The organism is Variovorax sp. 10L421 (genome assembly GCF_056395365.1).
The window spans coordinates 80,576-97,505 of record NZ_JBFTJJ010000010.1; the positions used below are offsets into that span (position 1 = coordinate 80,576).

The 16,930-nt window shown below is 66.6% G+C and carries 21 protein-coding genes; 3 read left to right on the forward strand and 18 right to left on the reverse strand.

Annotation, left to right across the window (positions count from 1 at the left end; genetic code table 11):
* Positions 1 to 44: 44 nt before the first annotated feature.
* Positions 45 to 818 (reverse strand): Nif3-like dinuclear metal center hexameric protein, encoded by a 774-nt coding sequence (locus AC1DFC_RS15165; RefSeq protein WP_007835304.1) that lies wholly within the window; start codon positions 816 to 818, stop codon positions 45 to 47.
* Positions 815 to 2,167, reverse strand: a complete 1,353-nt coding sequence (locus AC1DFC_RS15170; RefSeq protein ID WP_478179520.1) for an MFS transporter — start codon at positions 2,165 to 2,167, stop codon at positions 815 to 817. Before AC1DFC_RS15170 ends, AC1DFC_RS15165 begins: the two co-directional genes overlap by 4 nt.
* 296 nt (positions 2,168 to 2,463) lie before the next feature.
* Between AC1DFC_RS15170 and AC1DFC_RS15175 the strand changes: the two genes are divergently transcribed.
* A complete protein-coding gene (locus AC1DFC_RS15175; protein WP_007835300.1) occupies positions 2,464 to 3,630 on the forward strand; it encodes a trypsin-like peptidase domain-containing protein in 1,167 nt (388 codons plus the stop codon).
* 27 nt (positions 3,631 to 3,657) lie between these two features.
* Here the strand turns inward: AC1DFC_RS15175 and tatC are convergent, their stop codons facing one another.
* The 9 genes from tatC to AC1DFC_RS15220 all read right to left on the reverse strand — a co-directional run bounded on the left by tatC (position 3,658) and on the right by AC1DFC_RS15220 (position 8,537).
* Entirely contained in the window at positions 3,658 to 4,467 is an 810-nt protein-coding gene (tatC, locus tag AC1DFC_RS15180; protein WP_056586067.1) for a twin-arginine translocase subunit TatC, read from the reverse strand.
* A gap of 65 nt (positions 4,468 to 4,532) precedes the next feature.
* Complete coding sequence (gene tatB / locus AC1DFC_RS15185; RefSeq protein WP_007835284.1) at positions 4,533 to 5,000, reverse strand: Sec-independent protein translocase protein TatB; 468 nt, start codon at positions 4,998 to 5,000, stop codon at positions 4,533 to 4,535.
* Positions 5,001 to 5,016: 16 nt separating this feature from the next.
* Complete coding sequence (tatA, locus tag AC1DFC_RS15190; RefSeq protein ID WP_007835282.1) at positions 5,017 to 5,259, reverse strand: Sec-independent protein translocase subunit TatA; 243 nt, start codon at positions 5,257 to 5,259, stop codon at positions 5,017 to 5,019.
* Positions 5,260 to 5,324: 65 nt separating this feature from the next.
* Entirely contained in the window at positions 5,325 to 5,684 is a 360-nt protein-coding gene (locus AC1DFC_RS15195; RefSeq protein WP_007835279.1) for a histidine triad nucleotide-binding protein, read from the reverse strand.
* Positions 5,674 to 6,063, reverse strand: a complete 390-nt coding sequence (locus AC1DFC_RS15200) for a DUF4870 family protein (protein WP_007835277.1) — start codon at positions 6,061 to 6,063, stop codon at positions 5,674 to 5,676. Before AC1DFC_RS15200 ends, AC1DFC_RS15195 begins: the two co-directional genes overlap by 11 nt.
* 13 nt (positions 6,064 to 6,076) lie before the next feature.
* A complete protein-coding gene (locus AC1DFC_RS15205) occupies positions 6,077 to 6,469 on the reverse strand; it encodes a phosphoribosyl-ATP diphosphatase (protein ID WP_413332273.1) in 393 nt (130 codons plus the stop codon).
* On the reverse strand, positions 6,466 to 6,855 hold the full coding sequence (hisI, locus tag AC1DFC_RS15210) for a phosphoribosyl-AMP cyclohydrolase (RefSeq protein WP_413313818.1): 390 nt from the start codon (positions 6,853 to 6,855) through the stop codon (positions 6,466 to 6,468). Before hisI ends, AC1DFC_RS15205 begins: the two co-directional genes overlap by 4 nt.
* Positions 6,856 to 6,896: 41 nt before the next feature.
* Entirely contained in the window at positions 6,897 to 7,682 is a 786-nt protein-coding gene (gene hisF, locus AC1DFC_RS15215) for an imidazole glycerol phosphate synthase subunit HisF (protein ID WP_007835271.1), read from the reverse strand.
* A gap of 21 nt (positions 7,683 to 7,703) precedes the next feature.
* Positions 7,704 to 8,537 (reverse strand): D-hexose-6-phosphate mutarotase, encoded by an 834-nt coding sequence (locus AC1DFC_RS15220; RefSeq protein WP_007835269.1) that lies wholly within the window; start codon positions 8,535 to 8,537, stop codon positions 7,704 to 7,706.
* Between the two features lie 173 nt (positions 8,538 to 8,710).
* On the opposite strand from AC1DFC_RS15220, the gene AC1DFC_RS15225 reads away from it, so the two are divergent.
* Positions 8,711 to 10,015: a dicarboxylate/amino acid:cation symporter gene (locus AC1DFC_RS15225; RefSeq protein WP_007835265.1), complete on the forward strand. Its 1,305-nt coding sequence runs from the start codon at positions 8,711 to 8,713 to the stop codon at positions 10,013 to 10,015.
* Positions 10,016 to 10,023: 8 nt separating this feature from the next.
* Positions 10,024 to 10,947 carry an amino acid ABC transporter substrate-binding protein gene (locus AC1DFC_RS15230; protein WP_007835263.1) on the forward strand — a complete coding sequence of 308 codons (924 nt, stop codon included), beginning with the start codon at positions 10,024 to 10,026 and terminating at the stop codon, positions 10,945 to 10,947.
* A 256-nt stretch (positions 10,948 to 11,203) separates the two neighbouring features.
* On the opposite strand, the gene hisA is transcribed toward AC1DFC_RS15230, so the two are convergent.
* The 7 genes from hisA to hisD all read right to left on the reverse strand — a co-directional run bounded on the left by hisA (position 11,204) and on the right by hisD (position 16,927).
* Positions 11,204 to 11,944, reverse strand: coding sequence for a 1-(5-phosphoribosyl)-5-[(5-phosphoribosylamino)methylideneamino]imidazole-4-carboxamide isomerase (gene hisA, locus AC1DFC_RS15235; RefSeq protein ID WP_007835261.1), 741 nt, complete (start codon positions 11,942 to 11,944; stop codon positions 11,204 to 11,206).
* 63 nt (positions 11,945 to 12,007) lie between these two features.
* Entirely contained in the window at positions 12,008 to 12,667 is a 660-nt protein-coding gene (hisH, locus tag AC1DFC_RS15240) for an imidazole glycerol phosphate synthase subunit HisH (RefSeq protein WP_478179521.1), read from the reverse strand.
* 19 nt (positions 12,668 to 12,686) lie between these two features.
* The gene (gene hisB / locus AC1DFC_RS15245) at positions 12,687 to 13,295 is read right to left on the reverse strand and encodes an imidazoleglycerol-phosphate dehydratase HisB (protein WP_007835258.1); all 609 of its coding nucleotides are present in this window, start codon (positions 13,293 to 13,295) and stop codon (positions 12,687 to 12,689) included.
* Positions 13,292 to 14,383, reverse strand: coding sequence for a histidinol-phosphate transaminase (gene hisC, locus AC1DFC_RS15250; protein WP_413313823.1), 1,092 nt, complete (start codon positions 14,381 to 14,383; stop codon positions 13,292 to 13,294). The genes hisB and hisC overlap by 4 nt, the downstream gene beginning before the upstream one ends.
* Positions 14,380 to 14,727: a hypothetical protein gene (locus AC1DFC_RS15255; protein WP_157632216.1), complete on the reverse strand. Its 348-nt coding sequence runs from the start codon at positions 14,725 to 14,727 to the stop codon at positions 14,380 to 14,382. The genes hisC and AC1DFC_RS15255 overlap by 4 nt, the downstream gene beginning before the upstream one ends.
* A gap of 5 nt (positions 14,728 to 14,732) precedes the next feature.
* The gene (locus AC1DFC_RS15260) at positions 14,733 to 15,566 is read right to left on the reverse strand and encodes a hypothetical protein (RefSeq protein WP_413332268.1); all 834 of its coding nucleotides are present in this window, start codon (positions 15,564 to 15,566) and stop codon (positions 14,733 to 14,735) included.
* 38 nt (positions 15,567 to 15,604) lie between these two features.
* Entirely contained in the window at positions 15,605 to 16,927 is a 1,323-nt protein-coding gene (hisD, locus tag AC1DFC_RS15265) for a histidinol dehydrogenase (RefSeq protein WP_007835254.1), read from the reverse strand.
* Between the last annotated feature and the right edge of the window lie 3 nt (positions 16,928 to 16,930).

Sequence of the window (16,930 nt, forward strand, 5' to 3'; positions counted from 1 at the left end):
CCGCACTGCGGTGCAAGCTTGCTTGGGGCGGCCCGGCGCTGCGCTCATGCCGGGTTGTCGATGTCGATGAACTCGTGCTTCAGCCCGAGCTGCGCCGCAACGTGCCCGGCCACGGCTGGCGCGCCGTAACGTTCGGTGGCGTGGTGCCCGCAGGCCAGGAAGGCCACGCCCATCTCGCGTGCGTAGTGGGCCTGGGGCTCCGAGATCTCGCCGGTGATGAAGGCGTCGGCGCCGGCCGCGATGGCGGCTTCGAAGTAGCCCTGCGCGCCGCCTGTGCACCACGCGATATTCCTGATGGCGCGATGCGCCGTGTCGACGAGCGTGACCGGCCTTTTCAGCACTTTTTCGACGTGGGTGGCGAGCGCCTTGGCGTTGGCGAAGCCTTCGCCGTTTTCCTGCGCGCCGAGAAAACCCAGTTCCTGCTCGCCGAAGCGCCCGGCCGATCCGGCATGGGCCACGAGCCCCAGTTGCAGGCCGAGCTGTGCGTTGTTGCCGAGTTCGGGATGCGCATCGAGCGGCAGGTGATAGGCGAAGAGATTGACGTCGTCACCTAGCAGCAGGCCCAGGCGCTGCTTCATCCAGCCGGTGACGCAGCCGTCCTGGCCGCGCCAGAACAGGCCATGGTGGACGAAGATGGCATCGGCATCGGCGTGGATCGCGGCCTCGATCAGCGCGCGGCTGGCGGTTACGCCCGAAACGATCTTGCGCACCACGGTGCGCCCTTCGACCTGCAGGCCGTTGGGTCCGTAGTCTTTGAAGCGCCCGGGGGCGAGCAGCAAGTCGAATGCGTGAAGCAGTTCGTGGCGGGTGGTGCTCATCGCGCCATTGTCGCGCCGCCCGCGATGGCCGCGCCATCCCGCATGGCATGGCCACGAGCGGCCAGGGGCAACAGCGCCAGCAGGAAGCCCAGCCCGGCCAGCGCCGCCACGTAGTGCGCCGGCGCCATGGTGTCGCGCTGCAGCCAGAGCGTGAGGATCACCGGGGTCAGTCCTCCGAAGACCGCGTACGACATGTTGTAGGCAAACGAAAGGCCGGTGAAGCGCACCGGCGCCGGGAAGGCGCGCACGCCCGCGATCGGCACCGTGGCGATGGTGCCCACGAACAAGCCCACCAGCGCGTAGTGCGCATAGAGCGTCGACGGCGTGCCGGGCAGCCCGCTGTAGAACAGGTAGGCCGTGGCGAACAGGCCGCCCCAGCCGATCAGCATGACGGTGCGCGTGCCGATGCGGTCGCTGGCCCAGCCGGCCAGCATGCAGCCGAGCGTCAGGGTCAGCGTGGCGAGCGCGTTGGCTTCGAGCGCCAGCGCGGCCGGAATGTGGTGCACCTTCTGCAGGTAGGTGGGCGTGTACAGCACCACGACCACGATGGCGGCCGACAGCACCCAGGTCAGCAGCGCGACGTACACGCAGGCCAGGCGATGCTCGCGCAGCACGGTGCGCAGCGGCGTCTCGCGCGCCACGCTGCGGCGCCCGGCCAGCTCCTTGAACACCGGCGTCTCGTGCAGGAAGCGGCGCAGGTACACCGACACCAGCCCGAACACACCGCCCAGCACAAAGGGAAGGCGCCAGGCGAACTCGCTCACCTGCACCGGCGAATAGTGCCGGTTGATGGCCACCGCAACCAGCGAGCCCAGCAGGATGCCGCCGGTGATGCCCGAGGTCAGCATGCCGATGCCGAAGCCGTAGCGCCTGGCCGGAACGTGCTCGCCCACGAACACCCAGGCGCCGGGCATCTCGCCGCCGATGGCCGCGCCCTGCAGCACGCGCATGGCCAGCAGCAGCAGGGGCGCCGCGACGCCGATGCTCGCGTAGGTCGGCAGCAGGCCGATCACCAGCGTGGGCGCCGCCATCAGGAAGATCGACAGCGTGAACATGCGCTTGCGGCCGAAGATGTCGCCGAAATGCGCGATGACGATGCCGCCCACCGGGCGCGCCAGGTAGCCGGCCGCGAAGATGCCGAAGGTCTGCAGCTGCCGCAGCCAGTCGGGCATGTCGGCTGGGAAGAACAGCGCCCCGAGCACGGTGGCGAAGAACACGTAGATGACGAAGTCGTAGAACTCCAGGGTGCCGCCGAGGGCGGACAGGCCGAGGGTCTTGTAGTCGCTCGAACCGAGCGTGCGTGCCGGTGCCGGCTGCGCGCCGTCCGGGAGGGTTGCTTGTGAAGTCATGGCTGGCAGGAAGGTCGTGACCGCGCGCCAGCCCGCGAAACCGGGTGAGAAAACGGAAAAATGGCGCGCCGACGAAATGCCTGGCCGCTTCCGCCGGGTGGGCAGCGCGGGAGGCCGGGGAAATGGGGGCCGGGTGGGACCTGCAAGGCGATGCTACGGGTTAACCCGGATTCACGCAGTGCAGCCAGCTCAATCTCGACCGCGCGGCGCGGTTTCTGTTCCGTGCGGTTGAGGGACAATTGACAACATCGCTGCGCTCCACGGCAGCCTTCCAACGTCTTTTTCACCAATCTTTCATGAAACGCACCTGGCTGCTCTTTGCACAAGCCGTGACTGTCCTGCTCGCGGCCTATTTCGTCGTCGCGACGCTCAAGCCCGAGTGGATCCACAAGCGCGCGACCTCGCTGGGCGGCGTGGTGTCGATCGTCGAGGCGCCCGCGGGCAACCCGAACATCCCGACGGCCGGCAGCCTGAGCGTGCCGGCCAAGAAGGCTTCGCCGGCGGTGGTGAGCATCAACACCAGCAAGGCCGCGCAACGCCATCCGCGCAGCAACGACCCGTGGTTCCGCTTCTTCTTCGGCGACCAGGACGACCAGCCCCAGGTGGGCCTGGGCAGCGGCGTGATCGTGAGCGCAGACGGCTACATCCTCACCAACAACCACGTGGTCGAGGGCGCCGACGAGATCGAGGTAACGCTCAACGACAGCCGCCACGCGCGCGGCAAGGTGATCGGCACCGACCCCGACACCGACCTGGCCGTGCTGAAGATCGAGCTCGACAAGCTGCCGGCGATCGTGCTGGGCGACTCCGACGCGCTGCAGGTGGGCGACCAGGTGCTGGCCATCGGCAACCCATTCGGTGTCGGCCAGACCGTGACCAGCGGCATCGTCTCGGCGCTGGGGCGCAACCAGCTCGGCATCAACAACTTCGAGAACTTCATCCAGACCGACGCGGCCATCAACCCTGGCAACTCGGGCGGCGCGCTGATCGACGTCAACGGCAACCTGCAGGGCATCAACACCGCGATCTATTCGCGCTCGGGCGGCAGCATGGGCATCGGCTTCGCCATTCCGGTGTCGATGGCCAAGATCGTGCTCGAAGGGATCGTGAAGGAAGGCCAGGTGCGCCGCGGCTGGATCGGCGTGGAGCCGAACGAACTCTCGCCCGAACTCGCCGAGACCTTCGGCGTGAAGGCGGACACCGGCGTGATCATCACCGGCGTGCTGCAGAACGGCCCGGCTGCCAAGGCCGGCATCCGACCCGGCGACGTGATCACTTCGGTGGGCGAGAAGAAGACGGACAACGTGCAGGCGCTGCTGACCGCGGTGGCCGGCCTGAAGCCCGGCAGCACCGCGAGGTTTGCGCTGCAGCGCGGCAGCGACAAGATGGAACTGGACGTGATGCCGGGCCTGCGGCCGAAGAGCCCGGTGCGGCAGGTACCGAATCAGCAGCAGCCCGAATAACGGGCTGCCGTCAGGCCAGCCGGCGGGTCAGGACTGCGCCGAATCGGCGCTTTCGTCTTCTTCGGGCTTCCTGGCGGCACTGGCGAAGTACTTGGCACCGATGATGCCCACCTCGTACAGCAGGCACATCGGCACCGCCAGCGCCAGCTGCGACACCACGTCGGGTGGCGTGAGCACCGCGGCCACGACGAACGCGACCACGATGAAGTAGCCGCGGAAGGACTTGAGCTTCTCGATGGTCACCATCTCGAAGCGCACCAGCAGCATCACGACGATCGGCACCTGGAAGGCCACGCCGAAGGCGATGTACAGCGACAGGATGGCCTCGACGTACGATGAAATGTCGGGCGTCGCCTGCACCGCTGCGGGGGCAAAGCGCTGGATGAAGCTGAACATCTTGTCCAGCACGAAGAGCTGCACGAAGGCAATGCCGGCATAGGCCAGCAGGCTGCCGAAGAAGATCAGCGGCAGCGCGAATTTCTTTTCATGGCTGTAGAGCCCGGGCGCGACGAACATCCACGCCTGGTACATGAGCCAGGGCAGCGCCAGCAGCACGGCCGCCATCATCAGCACCTTGAGCGGCACGAAGAACGGGGAGAACACGCCGATGGCGATGAGCTTCGCGTCGTGCGGCATGTGCGCCTTGATCGGCATCGCGATCAGGTCGATCAACCCGCCCGGGCCGGGCCAGATGGCCAGCAGGATGCCCGCGACCACGAGGCCATAGACGCAGTAGAGCAGGCGGTCGCGAAGCTCGACCAGGTGCGCCACGAACGGCTGTTCGGTGCCCGCCAGTTCGTCTTCTTTGTCTTTGTTCTTGTTGTCGGAATCGGCCATTGGAAAAGAAGATAGCGTGACGTCGGCCGGCGTGCGGCGCTCGCGGAACGCGGTGGTGGGGGACGCTAGTTGATCTTGTTGATCGTGTGCGGGCGGAAGCGCGCGACACGCGCGGCACCCGACAGCGCCTTGGTGCGCACGCCGTTGCGCGCCTTGTACCACTGCGGCGTGGCGCCCTGCTTCAGTCGCCAGTTCTTGCGGGGATGCTTGTATTCGGGCGGCGACGGCTCGGGTTCGGCCAGCGCCGAGAGGGTTTCGCCCGAACCGCTGAACTGCTTCTCGAATTCGCTCGCGCCGGTGTGGATGCTGTGCTCGACGTCGCGCGCCGCATCCTCGACGGTGGTCTTCATCTTGCGGAGCTCGTCGAGCTCCATCGAGCGGTTGACTTCGGCCTTGACGTCGTTCACGTAGCGCTGCGCCTTGCCGAGCAAGGTGCCGACGGTGCGGGCCACGCGCGGCAGCTTTTCCGGACCGATGACGATCAGCGCCACGACGCCGATCAGCGCCAGCTTCTCAATGCCGAGGTCGAGCACGTGCTGCTGCCCGCGCTCAGGACTTCTGACGCGCTTCGACGTCGATCGTCGACTTGTCGCTGTTGGCCGGCTGGCCAGTCACTTGCTGGGTGGGGGCCGGCGGGGTGGCGGCGTCGGACGAACCGTCCTTCATGCCGTCCTTGAAGCCCTTGACGGCGCCGCCAAGGTCCGAACCCATGTTCCGCAGCTTCTTGGTGCCGAAGATCATGACCACGACGAGCAGCACGATCAACCAGTGCCAGATGGAAAAAGAACCCATGGAGAACTCCTAAGAATGTGTCCGATTTTAGTCGGGCGGAATGTGACAGTTTGGACTAACGCCACTCAACCGCGAAGCCACGGGCGGGGGCCGCCCATGACATGGACATGGAGATGGTGAACCTCCTGGCCGCCCTCGCTGCCCGTGTTGACGACGACCCGGTAGCCGCCGTCCGGATAGGGCCTGCAGCCCTGCTCCAGCGCCAGCTTGGGCGCCAGGATCATGATCTTGCCCATGAGGGCCGAGTCGTCGGGCGTGAGCTGCGCCATCGAAGCGATGTGCTTCTTGGGCACCAGCATGAAATGCACCGGCGCCCAGGGCGAGATGTCGTGAAAACCGAACAGGTCGTCGTCTTCGTAGACCTTGCGCGAGGGGATCTTGCCTTCGATGATTTTGCAGAAGACGCAGTTCGGGTCAGATGACATCTTTGGGTTCCATGGGACGGCCGTCGTTCATGCGGATCATGCCCTTCACGATCCGGTACAGGAACCACAGCGAGATCAGGCTCCAGGCGATCCAGCCCGGCACGAAGAACAGCAGCCAGAGCCACGAAGTAACGATGTACAGCAGGCCGGCCCACAGCACCGAGCGGATGCGCCAGCTGAAGTGCGATGCCTGCCAGGTGCCGGCCGCGTCGTCGCGCTTGACGAAGTCGATCACCAGCGCAATCAGCAGCAGCAGCACGGAGGCCTGCGCCCCCGGCACGACGGCGCCGATGGCCACGATCAGGTGCAGGATGTAACTGACCCAGCCCCAGGTCTTGAGGGAGTCGTCGGGTTCCACGTTCACGATGTCGTTGGCCATGGTCGATGTCCTTTCAATCGTTGGAGGCTTCGGATTCCCGCGCCTGCACCTTGCGCAGCGCTTTTTCCTCGATGCCGCTGGTGCCCTCGCGGCGCTCGAGTTCCGCGGTGACGTCGGCGGGGGAAAAACCGTAGTGCGCCAGCGCCACCATGGTGTGGAACCAGAGGTCGGCCACTTCGTTCACTATTTTGGAGCGGTCGCCGCCGTGGTCGGCGTCCTTGGCGGCCATCACGACCTCGGTGGCTTCCTCGCCGATCTTCTTGAGGAAGGCGTCGGGGCCCTTGTGCAGCAGGCGCGCGACGTAGCTCTTGTCGGGGTCGCCTCCGCGCGCGGGCAGGCGGCTTTCGATGACCGAGGCAAGGCGTGCAAGGGCGTCGGAGGTGCTGTGGTTCACTGTGGCCGTCATTTGTAGATCGACTCCGGGTCTTTCAAGACGGGTTCGACCACGGTCCAGCCGCCGTTCTCGTACTTGCTGAAGAAGCAGCTGTGGCGGCCGGTGTGGCAGGCGATGCCGGGCTCGTGGCCGAGCTGGGTGACCTTGAGCAGCACCACGTCGTTGTCGCAGTCGAGGCGGATCTCGTGCACGGTCTGCACGTGGCCCGATTCCTCGCCCTTGAACCAGAGCTTGTTGCGCGAGCGGCTGAAATACACCGCGCGGCCGAGCTCGGCGGTCTTTTCGAGCGCCTCGCGGTTCATCCAGGCGAACATCAGCACGTCGTTGCTGCCTTGCTCCTGCGCGATCACGGGCACCAGGCCGCTCGCATCCCACTTCACTTCATCGAGCCAATTCATCGCGGTATTGTCGGGGATGGGGAAAGACCCTTGAGGCACGTTCAACGGTCGATCCGCACGGGAATGCCCCGCGCGGCCATGCGGGCTTTGGCCTCGCCCACCGTGTGCTCGCCGTAGTGGAAGATGCTGGCCGCCAGCACTGCATCAGCGCCGCCGGTCTGGATGCCGTCGGCCAGGTCGTCGAGGCTGCCGACGCCGCCCGAGGCGATCACCGGCACATTGACGGCATTGCTCACGGCGCGGGTCAGTTCCAGGTCGAAGCCGCTCTTGGTGCCGTCGCGGTCCATGCTGGTGAGCAGGATCTCGCCGGCGCCGCGGCGCGCCATCTCGGCTGCCCATTCGACGGCGTCGAGGCCGGTGTTCTTGCGCCCGCCGTGGCTGTACACGTCCCAGCCCGCCCCGCGCGTGGCGGCCTCTTCGGGGCTGCGGCGCTTGGCGTCGATGGCGACCACGATGCACTGCGAGCCGTATTTCTGCGAGGCGTCGTTGATCACCTGCGGATCCGAGATGGCGGCCGAGTTGAAGCTGGTCTTGTCGGCGCCCGCGTTGAGCAGCCGGCGCACGTCGGCCACGGTGCGCACGCCGCCGCCCACGGTCAGCGGAATGAAGACCTGCGAAGCCACGGCCTCGATGATCGGCAGGATCAGGTCGCGTCCGTCGCTGGTGGCGGTGATGTCGAGGAAGGTGAGTTCGTCGGCGCCCTGCGCGTTGTAGCGCGCGGCGATCTCGACGGGGTCGCCCGCATCGCGCAGTTCGAGGAAGTTGACGCCCTTGACGACGCGGCCGCCGGTGACGTCGAGGCAGGGAATGATGCGTTTGGCAAGCATGAAAAATGAACCGGTAGGAGATCAGAGAACGCGGAGCTGTTGCCAGCCCTGCCATTGGGCGCCGGGCGCCAGCAGGACGGGCTCGTCGATGCGGGCCGCCTCGACGCAGAGCATGTGGCGGAAGCCGTCTTCGGGCATGTCGGCGAGTTTCGCTCCGAGCACGGCACCGGGGTTCCAGACCACGGTTTCGCTGCAGCTCGCGCTTTGTGCGATTTCGAGTGTGCTGCCGGGCTGCACGAGGCGCAGCGGCTTGGCGGGCGCGGCGTAGACGCTGTCGAATTCCGCGTCGAAATGCAGCGCCGCGGCAGTTTCCACATGACGGTCGTCGCGCAGCGAATCCCAGCGGTTGGCGCCCTGCAGGCCTTCGAGGCGCACGTGGGCGATGTCGTCGACGCGCAGATAGGTGTGCAGCGCGGCCGCAAAGGTCCAGGGCGCATGGTCGATGTTGACGAGCGTGAGCGTGGTGCGCAGCCCGCCGGCGGACAGGGTCGCTTCCAGCCGTGCCTCAAAAGCGTGCGGCCAGAGCGTCCGGGTGGCTTCGTTGTCGCGCAGCGTCAACCGCAGCGTCTGCGGCGCATCGGCAGCCGCTTGCGCCCAAGGCAAATTGCGCATGAATCCATGTTTGGGCAGCATGCCGCGCTGGTTGAACTGGGGGCAGCAGATGGGCACGCCGCCGCGAATGGCGGCCTGCCCATCGAACACCGCGCGCGGACTCAGATAAAGTCGCTCCACCCCGCTGGCCGTGGCCCACGAGAGCACTTGGGCGCCATGCAATGCAACGGTCAGGGTGCTTCCATCGGCGCCCGTGGCGCGGATGGCGGGCTGGCCGCGGAACTCGATCAGGCTGGTTTCCATGCCCGGAATTGTAGGCAGCGACCGCGCGGTGGCACGGAATTGGCATCAAGGGCCCATTGCGTGCACGGGGCCTTCTTGGATACCCTGTGGCCGCTTGCATCGGGGGACAGCATGCAAGTCGGCCCCGTGCACTCGAAAATCACTCTCACACGACAGACAAAAAGGGGATACGCATGAAGAAGCTGCCGATGGCCGCATGGATCCTGATCGCGATGGTGCTCGGCATCGTCGTCGGCTACATGATCTTCTCGAGCTTTCCGGACAAAAAGGCCGCGAAAGAAATTGCAGATTACGTCTCCATCGTCTCGGACGTGTTCCTGCGCCTGATCAAGATGCTGATCGGCCCGCTGGTGTTCTCCACGCTGGTGGTGGGCATCGCGCACATGGGCGACGCCAAGTCGGTCGGCCGCGTGTTCGGCAAGGCCATCGGCTGGTTCCTCACGGCCTCGCTGATCTCGCTGGTGATCGGCCTGGTCATGGCCAACCTGCTCAAGCCCGGCGAGAACCTGGGCCTGCCGCTGCCCGACATCGGCGCCTCGGCCAACCTGGCCACCGCCAAGTTCACGCTGAAGGACTTCGTGAGCCACACGGTGCCCAAGTCGTTCGTCGAGGCCATGGCGAACAACGAGATCCTGCAGATCGTGGTGTTCTCGATGTTCTTCGGCGTGGCGCTGGCCTCGCTGGGCGACAAGGCCAAGACACTGGTGGCGGCCATCGAGGAGCTGTCGCACGCGATGCTCAAGATCACCGGCTACGTGATGAAGCTCGCACCCCTGGCGGTGCTGGCCGCCATGGCCGCCACGGTGGCTGTCAACGGCCTGAGCATCCTGCTGAAGTTCGCGGTGTTCATGGGCGACTTCTACCTGGGCCTGTTCGTGCTGTGGAGCGTGCTGATCCTGGCGGGCTTCCTGTTCCTCGGCCCGCGCGTGTTGAAGCTGCTGGTGCTCATCAAGGAAGCCTTCCTGCTGTCGTTCGCCACGGCCAGCTCCGAAGCGGCCTATCCGAAGATCCTGCAGGCGCTCGACCGTTTCGGCGTGAAGCGCAAGATCTCGAGCTTCGTGATGCCGATGGGCTACTCGTTCAACCTCGACGGCTCGATGATGTACTGCACCTTCGCGGTGCTCTTCATCGCCCAGGCCTACAACATCCACATGCCGATCAGCACGCAGATCACGATGCTGCTGATCCTCATGCTCACGTCCAAGGGCATGGCCGGCGTGCCGCGCGCCTCGCTGGTGGTGATTGCCGCCACGCTGAACCACTTCGACATCCCCGAAGCCGGCCTGCTGCTGATTTTGGGCGTGGACACTTTCCTCGACATGGGCCGCTCGGCCACCAATGCGGTGGGCAACTCCATTGCCACCGCGGTGGTCGCCAAGTGGGAGGGCGAACTGATGTCCGAGCGCGATGCCGAGGTCAACGCCCGCGCGATCGACGAAGAGGCGGCTGCCACCCTCGCCCACCCCGCACACGCGTGAGGCGCGCCATGAAGCCCAAGGCCACGCCGTCGGTTTTTCTCGCCGTACTGCTGCTGGCGGCCGCCATGCTCGTGCCTGCAAGGCCGGCACAGGCGCAGGAGCAAGCCCCCACCGCGCTGACCGGCACTCTTGCCAAGGCGCGCGAGACGGGCGCCATCACCATCGGCTACCGCGAATCGTCGGTGCCGTTCTCGTACCTCAATGCGCGCAAGGAGCCGATCGGCTATTCGATCGAGCTTTGCCGCGCGCTGGTGACGGCCATCGAGGACGCAGTGAACAAGAGCCTCACCATCAAGTGGGTGCCCGTCACGTCCGATTCGCGCATCGATGCGGTCGTGAGCGGCAAGGTCGACCTGGAATGCGGCTCGACCACCAGCAACCTCGAGCGCCAGAAGCGCGTGAGCTTCTCGCCGACGATGTTCGTCTCGGGTACCAAGGTGCTGGTGAAGAAGGGCTCGCCGATCAAGTCGTTCCGCGACCTCGCGGGCAAGAAGGTGGCGGTGACGGCCGGCACCACGAACGAGAAGACGCTGCGCGACCTGTCGGAAAAGTTCAAGCTGAACATCGACCTGCGGGTGGCGCGCGACCACGCGGAGTCGTTCGCGCTGGTGAAGAGCGGCCAGGCCGACGCCTTCGCGACCGACGACGTGCTGCTCTATGGCCTGATCGCGCAGGACGCCGCCAAGGCCAACTATGAGGTGGTCGGCGATTTCCTCTCCTACGACCCCTACGGGATCATGTACCGCAAGGACGATCCGCAGTTGAACAAGTTGGTCATCGACACCTTCCAGGTGCTGGCGGAAGACGGCGAGATCCATCGGCAGTACAAGCGCTGGTTCCTGCGCAAGCTGCCTTCGGGGGAGAGCATCAATCTGCCGATGAGCGAGCAGCTGGAAACGATCATCCAGACGATGTCGGTGAAGTCCGAATAGCTTCTTTTCAGGGCGCGGCCTGACGTTTTCTTACTCAGCGAACGGTCAGGAGGATTTCATCCAATTGCCTGAGGAACCCTGGGGCATCTCAACGGCATGGCGCCATGAAATTCTTTCTGGAAGCAGTGGCGGTACTCGGACTGGCCATCGTCCTGGCCGGGGTCATGCTGAGCCTGCTGGCAGGCGATCAAGACCTCGATGAAGCCGAGCCTGAAAAGGAACCGGCACGCCCGCCCAGGGCGGCGCCGGCAATGCGTCAGGCCGCCAGTTCGTCCGCGCGGGCCTGCGCGGCGGCGAAGTCGAGGTCGCCCGAGTAGATCGCGCGGCCGCAGATCACACCTTCCACGCCGTCGGACTCGACTTCGCAGAGCTTGTCGATGTCGGCCATGTTCGACAGGCCGCCCGAGGCGATCACGGGGATGGTCAGCGCCTGCGCGAGCTTGACGGTGGCCTCGATGTTGATGCCCGAGAGCATGCCGTCGCGGCCGATGTCGGTGTAGATGATCGATTCGACGCCGTAGTCCTCGAACTTCTTGCCCAGGTCGGCCACCTCGTGGCCCGTGAGCTTGCTCCAGCCGTCGGTGGCGACCTTGCCGTCCTTGGCGTCCAGGCCCACGATGATGTGGCCGCCGAAGGCGCTGCAGGCGTCCTTCAGGAAGCCGGGGTTCTTGACCGCGGCGGTGCCGATGATCACGTAGCGCAGGCCGTCGTCGATGTAGCGCTCGATGGTGTCGAGGTCGCGGATGCCGCCGCCGAGTTGCACCGGGATGTCGTCGCCCACCTCTTTCAGGATCGCCTTGATCGCCGCGTGGTTCTGCGGCTTGCCGGCGAAGGCGCCATTCAGGTCGACCAGGTGCAGCCGGCGCGCGCCGGCCTCGACCCACTTGCGGGCCATGGCGGCAGGGTCTTCGCTGAAGATGGTGGACTGGTCCATGTCGCCCTGTTTGAGGCGAACGCAGTGGCCGTCTTTGAGATCAATGGCGGGAATGAGGAGCATGGAAGTGACGCGAGTGTGCGGGATCCGGGCTGTGGGAGTGTCGGCCCGGTCGGAAAAATAGGTTCAGGGTTTCCAGTGGAGGAAATTGCGATAGAGCTGCAACCCGTGGTCCGCACTCTTCTCCGGGTGGAACTGGGTGGCAAAAATGTTATCGCGTGCGATGGCCGCGGTAAAGCTCGCGCCGTATTCCGCCTCGCCCACGCTGTGTTTGGGGTCCGCCGGACGGGCATAGAAGCTGTGCACGAAGTAAAAATAGCTCAGGTCGGGCACGCCCGCCCACACCGGATGCGGCTGGGCCTGGCGCACCTGGTTCCAGCCCATCTGCGGCACCTTGAAGCGGCTGCCGTCGGCCTGCAGGCGCCCGGCCAGGTCGAATTTGACGACTTCACCTGGAATGAGGCCCAAGCCGTCGGTCGGGCCTTCGTCGCTGCGCGACAGCATCATCTGCATGCCCACGCACACGCCGAACAGCGGCTTGCTGGCGGCCGCCTCGAGCACCGATTCCTGAAGGCCGGAGTCGCGCAGCTCGCGCATGCAGTCGGGCATGGCGCCCTGCCCCGGCAGCACCACACGGGTCGCCTTGCGGACCACGTCGGGGTCGGAGGTGACGAACACCTCCACGCCCACCTGGTCGGCCGCATGGCGAACGGCCTGCGACACCGAGTGCAGGTTGCCCATGCCGTAGTCGACGACCGCGACGGTATTTGCTGCTACAGATTTCATAGCTGTTCGCTGGCGGGCTTCAGAGCGAACCCTTGGTCGATGGAATGACCCCGACGGAGCGGGGATCGATTTCGAGCGCGCCGCGCATGGCGCGCGCAAAAGCCTTGAACACCGTCTCGCACTGGTGATGCGCATTGACGCCCTTGAGGTTGTCGATGTGCAGCGAGACGAAGGCGTGGTTCACGAAACCCTGGAAGAACTCGTAGGTGAGCTGGCTGTCGAAGGTGCCGATCATCCCGCTGGTGAAAGGCACGTGCATCACGAGGCCCGGACGGCCCGAGAAGTCGATGACGACACGGCTCAGCGCCTCGTCGAGCGGCACATAGGCATGGCCGTAGCGGCGGATGCCTTTCTTGTCGCCGACAGCCTTGGCCACGGCCTGGCCCAGCGTGATGCCCACGTCTTCCACCGTGTGGTGCCCGTCGATGTGCAGGTCGCCCTGGCAGTCGATGTCGAGGTCGATCAGCCCGTGGCGGGCGATCTGGTCGAGCATGTGGTCGAAGAAGCCGATGCCGGTGGAAAGCTTGGCGCGGCCGGTGCCGTCGAGGTTCACGCTGACGGTGATCTTCGTCTCGGCGGTGTTGCGGGTGACCGTCGCTGTGCGATCGGCAATCTGGGGGGTGGTCATAGTGAGGCTTCGAGTGCCGCGAGCATCCGCGCATTCTCGTCGGCCGTTCCGACGGTGAGACGCAGGCAGTTCGCGAGCAGTTCATGCATTTTAGAAACGTTCTTCACCAGAACGCCGCGAGCCTTCATACCCTCAAAAGTCCTGGCGGCATCGGGCACGCGCAGGAGGATCATGTTGGCGTCGCTGGGCCAGGTCTTCACGCCGGGCAGGCGGCCGAGCCCCGTCATCAGGCGCTCGCGCTCCTCGCGGATCTGCCGGGCCTGGGCCTCGAACACGTCGGCATGCTCCAGCGCGAACAGCGCAGCCTCGCAGTTGAGCACACTGATGTTGTAGGGCGGGCGCACTTTGTCGATCTCGGCGACCAGCGCGGCCGGACCCATCATGTAGCCCAGGCGGATGCCGGCCAGCCCGAACTTGCTGAGCGTGCGCATCAGCAGCACGTGGCCGTGCTTCGCCAGCCGGTCGATGTAGCTGCGGGCGGCAAAGGGCTGGTAGGCCTCGTCGATCACCACCAGGCCGCCCTGCGCGCCCTGGGCTTCGACGATCTTCTCGAGGACGGCGTCGTCCCAGAGGTTGGCGGTCGGGTTGTTGGGGTACGCGAGATAGACGATGGCGGGCTTCTCGCGCTCGATGGCGGCCAGCATGGCGGCCTCGTCGAGCTCGAAGTCGGCCGTGAGCGGCACGCCAACGAACTTCAGGCCCTGGAGCTTCGCGCTCATGGCGTACATCACGAAGCCGGGCACGGGTGCCAGCACGGCCGCACCCGGCAGGTCGCAGGCGATGGCCAGCAGCGAGATCAGTTCGTCCGACCCGTTGCCCAGCATCAGCGCGAAGCCTTCAGGCATTTGCGCATGTGCCGCCAGCGCGCTGCGCAGATCGGCGCCACGGTCGCCGGGGTAGCGGTTGAGCGCCAGCGCGCCGAGCCGCGTGCCGAGTTCGGCCTGCAGCGCGGGCGGCAGGCCGAAGGGGTTTTCCATGGCGTCGAGCTTGATGAAGCCGCGCGCGTCCTGCACCGCATAGCCATGCATGGCCCGCACGTCGTGGCGGATGCGGTCGAACGGCGGGCGAGCGGATTCAGGAGCGGTCATCGGGTGCAGTGATAGCTGTTCTTGAGGGCGCCGGACATGACCAGTTGCACGGGCATGTCGGCTTCGTAACTGTCGGCGTTGCGGGTCAGCTCGGTCTGGTAGAGCGAACGGGCCATGGAGGGTTCGAGGCGGCGGCCCTCGACGCAGAACAGCGGCTTCTGGCCGTTGCGCTGCGAAGATTCGACGCCTTCGCGCAGGCCTTCGAGCACGCCGACCAGGTAGTAGCTGGCGTAGGCCTTGCCCTCCTTCTCGTTGGCCTCGAGCGTGCGCAGCTCGCGGATGCTCATGGCCTGCGCGCCGGAGGCGACGGCGAGTGCGAGCAGCAGGAACGCGGCACGCTTCATCGGCATCACCTGCGGTAGCGCGGCGGCGGCGCGTAGGCGCCGTCGGCCGGGAAGGCGCTGGGCTGCGACGGGTCGGCGCCGCGGCGCTGGCGGCGCGGGGTGTCGCGCTCTTCGAGCTCGAACAGCGCGGCACCGATCACGCCGACGTTGCGCACGTCGCCGGCTTCGGTGTTCGCAGCGTAGGCGCGGCCGGGCGCTGAAAAACGGAAGGCGGCCACCTCGTTCTGGCTCTTGCGAAAGCCCTCGATGGTCAGCGACTGCAGCGGCCGCAGCACGTAGCCGCCGTTGCGCATGCTGCCGGGCTTGCCGTTGAGCACGTCGAGGCCGTCGACGGTGGCGATCACTTCGTAGCTGCGCTCGCTCAGGTTGCGAAAGCGCAGTGTGTAGCGCGCGCCTTCGACACCGGCGAGACGGAACATGTCCTCCCCGCCGCTGCCCCGGCGGGTGCGCTGCAGGGGCAGCGGACGGCCGTCCTCGTCGAGCACGGACCATTCGACATCGCCATCGGCCAGCAGCAGGTTCAGCCGCCGCTCGGGATTGCTGCCCACCGCGCGGCGCACGGCGGAGGCCTCGTTGTAGCCCACCGAGGCCACGTCGTCCGGCCGGTCGGACAGGCGCTTGGCGACGACGGTGCGGGTCTTCGATTCGATGCCCTCGCCCCATTGCGTGCCAAGCTGCGGCGCGGGTGCGGCCGGCGCGGCGGCGCTGGACGTGGCGCTGGCGGCGGCCGATTCGCGCGGAGCCTGCGGCATCTGGCTGCAGGCGGCCAACAGCGCGGCCCCCGCAATGGCAGTCGCGGCGAACCTGAACAGGCGCGAACCGAAGAGACGACCGATCATCTTGCTTGCTCCTCCCGAGGACGGGTTGTTGTTGGAGTTCAGATCTTACGCAGCCGCATGCGGGCGGCCTCGGCGTGCGCCTGCAGGCCCTCGCCCTCGGCCAGCGTGACGGCGACCGGGCCGAGCGCCTGGGCGCCGGCCTCGCTGACCTCGATCAGGCTGGAGCGCTTCTGGAAGTCGTAGACGCCCAGCGGGCTCGAGAAGCGCGCCGTGCCGCTGGTCGGCAGCACGTGGTTCGGCCCGGCGCAGTAGTCGCCCAGGCTCTCGCTGGTGAAGGCGCCCAGGAAGATCGCGCCGGCGTGGCGCAGCAGCGGCTCCCAGCGATTCGGTTCGCTGCTGCTGACTTCCAGGTGCTCGGGCGCGATGCGGTTGCTGATCTCGCAGGCCTCTTCCATGCTCTTCGTGTGGATCAGCGCGCCGCGGCCGTTGAGCGAGGCGGCGATGATTTCGGCGCGCGGCATGGTGGGCAGCAGGCGATCGATCTCGGCCTGCACGCGGTCGATGTAGGCGGCGTCGGGGCACAGCAGGATGCTCTGCGCCAACTCGTCGTGCTCGGCCTGGCTGAACAGGTCCATCGCCACCCACTCGGGCGGCGTGGTGCCGTCGGCCAACACGAGGATTTCGCTCGGGCCCGCGATCATGTCGATGCCCACGGTGCCGAACACGCGGCGCTTGGCTGCGGCCACGTAGGCGTTGCCGGGGCCGGTGATCTTGTCGACGGCGGGGACGGTCGCGGTGCCGTAGGCCAGCGCGGCCACGGCTTGCGCGCCGCCGATGGTGAAGGCGCGCGTCACGCCGGCCGCGTAGGCGGCGGCCAGCACGAGCTGGTTCTTCTCGCCCTTCGGCGTCGGCACGACCATGATGATTTCGGCGACGCCCGCGACGTGCGCAGGAATGGCGTTCATCAGCACGCTCGACGGATAGGCGGCCTTGCCGCCCGGCACGTAGATGCCGACACGGTCGAGCGGCGTGACCTTCTGGCCGAGCAGCGTGCCGTCGGCGTCGCGGTAGCTCCAGCTCTCGCCCGAGGCCTTCTTCTGGGCCTCGTGGTAGCTGCGCACACGGCGTGCGGCGGCTTCGAGCGCGCCGCGCTGCGCTGCGGGCAGCGACTCGAAGGCGGCCTTCAGTTCGGCCTGGGTCAGCTCCAGCTCGGGCAGCGTCTTCGCGTCGAGCTTGTCGAAGCGATTCGTGTACTCCAGCACCGCAACGTCGCCACGCGTTTGAACGTCGGCGAGGATGTCCGCCACCACCTTCTCGATGGCCGCATCCGCGTCCGCGGACCAATGCAGCCGCGCCTTGAATTCAGCGTCGAAGCTGGCTGAAGTCGTGGACAGTCGGGCGGGGGCTGCTTTCAGAGTCATGTG